This window comes from Mesorhizobium sp. M0983 (assembly GCF_040318975.1).
In the GTDB taxonomy this organism is placed as follows: Bacteria; Pseudomonadota; Alphaproteobacteria; order Rhizobiales; family Rhizobiaceae; genus Mesorhizobium.
The window spans coordinates 1-2492 of the sequence record NZ_JAMYNH010000055.1 but is presented as its reverse complement, the minus strand read 5'-3'; the positions used below and the strand labels follow the sequence as shown (position 1 = coordinate 2492).

Here is a 2492-nt window from a genome sequence, read left to right as displayed (position 1 = left end):
GGGGGGGGAGATTTTCGTCACAGGCCGTCAGCGTTATTGCGGTGAGCCGGCCTATGTCGGGCGACAACCGGATGGCAGCCTGGCGCTGATTCCGATCTGGATGACGGAAGAGATCGCCCTGACGATGGCGGTTCGCGAGGCGCCCCGTTTTCCCCTTTCATGCCTGCGCGACCTGCGCCGCGAGGTCGATGCATGTCTACGTTTTCTGCAGAGCTACTCACGCCAGCCAGGAGACGACCATGCAGCGCAGGCAATGCCGAACCGACCAGCCAGACCTGTTTTCCAAGAAGGCTCCGCCATCGAGTCTTCCAGGCGAAGTCCGGGAACGCACCCTCCCGCTGATCGAGAGCTTGCTAGGGAAGCGGTGGTGAGCCAGACGGGACGGGAGGCAGATCATGAAGATCACCGCTGAACATCTGGCGCGCGGTGCCTATGTCTATGTCCGGCAGTCGACGGCCGATCAACTCGTCAACAATCCCGAGAGCCGGCGACGCCAATATGGCCTTGCCGAGCGAGCGCGGTCCCTTGGCTGGAAAGACGCCATCGTCATCGATGAAGATCTCGGTCGTTCAGGGTCTGGCATCAGCCGTCCGGGCTTTGAGAAGCTTCTGGCGGCGATCTGCGAAGGTCGGGTTGGTGCGGTCCTCGCCATTGAAGCCTCCCGGCTGGCCCGCAATGGCCGGGACTGGCATACGCTCATCGAGTTTTGCGGCCTTGTCGGAACGCTCATCATCGATGAGGACGGCATCTACGAACCGCGTCATCCCAACGACAGGCTGCTGCTCGGCATGAAGGGCACGATGAGCGAACTGGAGCTTTCGATCCTGCGGGCCCGCTCGATCGAAGCCCTGAAGCAGAAGGCACGACGGGGCGAAGTTTTCCTGACGGTGGCGATCGGTTAGGTCAAGTCGGGCCGGAACCGGGTCGAGAAAGACCCGGACCTGCGGATCCGCGAGGCGATCGATCTTGTATTCCGGCGTTTCGACGAACTGCAGAGCATCCGACAGGTGCATCTGTTGCGCCGCGAGGGCATTATGCTCCCTGCCGTAAATTACAAGCGCGCGGCGGACAGGGCGATCGTCTGGAAGCCGCCCGTCTACAATACGGTGCACCACATTCTCACCAACCCGATCTACGCCGGCGCCTATGCGTTCGGGCGAACCTGCAGCAAAGTCACCATAGAGGCCGGACGCAAACGGATTTTGCGTGGGATCAGGCGCGATCGCGCCGACTGGGAGGTCTTGCTCATCGACCATCACGAAGGTTACCTGAGCTGGCACGATTTTGAGAGGAATCAGCGCCTGATCACGGACAATGCCACAAGCAAAGGCCTGGTGCCGCGCGGTGCTCTTCGCCGGGGCGAGTTGCTGCTCGGCGGTCTCTTGCGCTGCGGCCATTGCGGCCGCAAGCTGCATGTCTCCTATTCCGGCAGCAACGGCAATACGGGGCGCTATCATTGCCGCGGAGCGCAGGTCAACCACGGAACCGACCCGTGCATCGGCTTCGGATCGTTGCGGGTCGATCAGGCGGTCAGCGCGGAGGTTCTTCAACGCCTTCAACCGCTCGGCATGGAAGCGGCGATCAAGGCCATCGAGACCTCCACCGTGCAGGCTGGAGAGAAGCGGCGCAATGTGGAGCTCGCACTCGAACAGGCACGTTATGAAGCCGCCCATGCACGCCGCCAGTATGACGCCGTCGACCCGGACAACCGGCTTGTAGCAGGCGAACTGGAGCGACGCTGGAATGCCGCGCTCGTAGCCGTCCGCGAGCGTCAGGACGAGCTTGACGCGCTCGACCGCCACAAGCCTGAGGCTCTGGGAGAAGAGGAACGGCGGAGCCTGCTGCGCATGGGCGCCGATCTCGAACTGGCATGGCATCATGCCAACGCCACCGCCATCACGCGCAAGCGGATCATCCGTGCCGTGATCCGCGAGATTGTCGTCGCCATCGAAGACGACCACATCAAAATGCTGGTGCATTGGCAGGGCGGCGACCATACCGCGCTTTCGGTCAGGAAGAACAAGGCAGGCCATCACCGTTGGGGCGCCCCGCCGGACATCGAGGACCTGATCCGTGCCCTGGCACGCCAATTGCCGGATAGAGCGATCGCATCGCTTCTCAACCGGCTCGGCAAAATCACGGGTCGTCTGAACGGATGGACGCAGTCCCGTGTCTGCACTTTCCGCAACCAGCACGACATCGCCGTCTACAAAAAGGACGAACGGTCGGAGCGCGGCGAGTATACATTGCAGGAAACGGCTGCGAAGCTCGGCCTGCGGCCAATGACCGTGCTGCGCATGATCCGCGCCGGCGATCTGAAGGCCGAGCAGTATTGCAAGGGTACGCCCTGGATCATCCGTCATGAAGATATCGAGCAACTCGATATCCAGGCAGGAGCGGACACAGTCCATTATCACAATCACAGGATCAGCAGATCCAGCTTTTTCAATAACATAGCGAGGTGTGCATTATGTCGTGGGATCGGTCTGCCC

General features: G+C 61.7%; 3 protein-coding genes. All 3 read left to right on the top strand.

Annotation, left to right across the window (positions count from 1 at the left end; genetic code table 11):
• Nucleotides 1–412, top strand: a 412-nt coding sequence (locus tag NKH71_RS33230) for a hypothetical protein (RefSeq protein ID WP_352896609.1), incomplete at its 5' end; no start/stop codon positions are given.
• Nucleotides 396–902: a recombinase family protein gene (locus tag NKH71_RS33225; RefSeq protein WP_352896607.1), complete on the top strand. Its 507-nt coding sequence runs from the start codon at nucleotides 396–398 to the stop codon at nucleotides 900–902. The genes NKH71_RS33230 and NKH71_RS33225, both read left to right, overlap by 17 nt.
• A gap of 114 nt (nucleotides 903–1016) precedes the next feature.
• Nucleotides 1017–2492, top strand: a 1476-nt coding sequence (locus NKH71_RS33220; RefSeq protein ID WP_352896604.1) for a recombinase family protein, incomplete at its 3' end; no start/stop codon positions are given.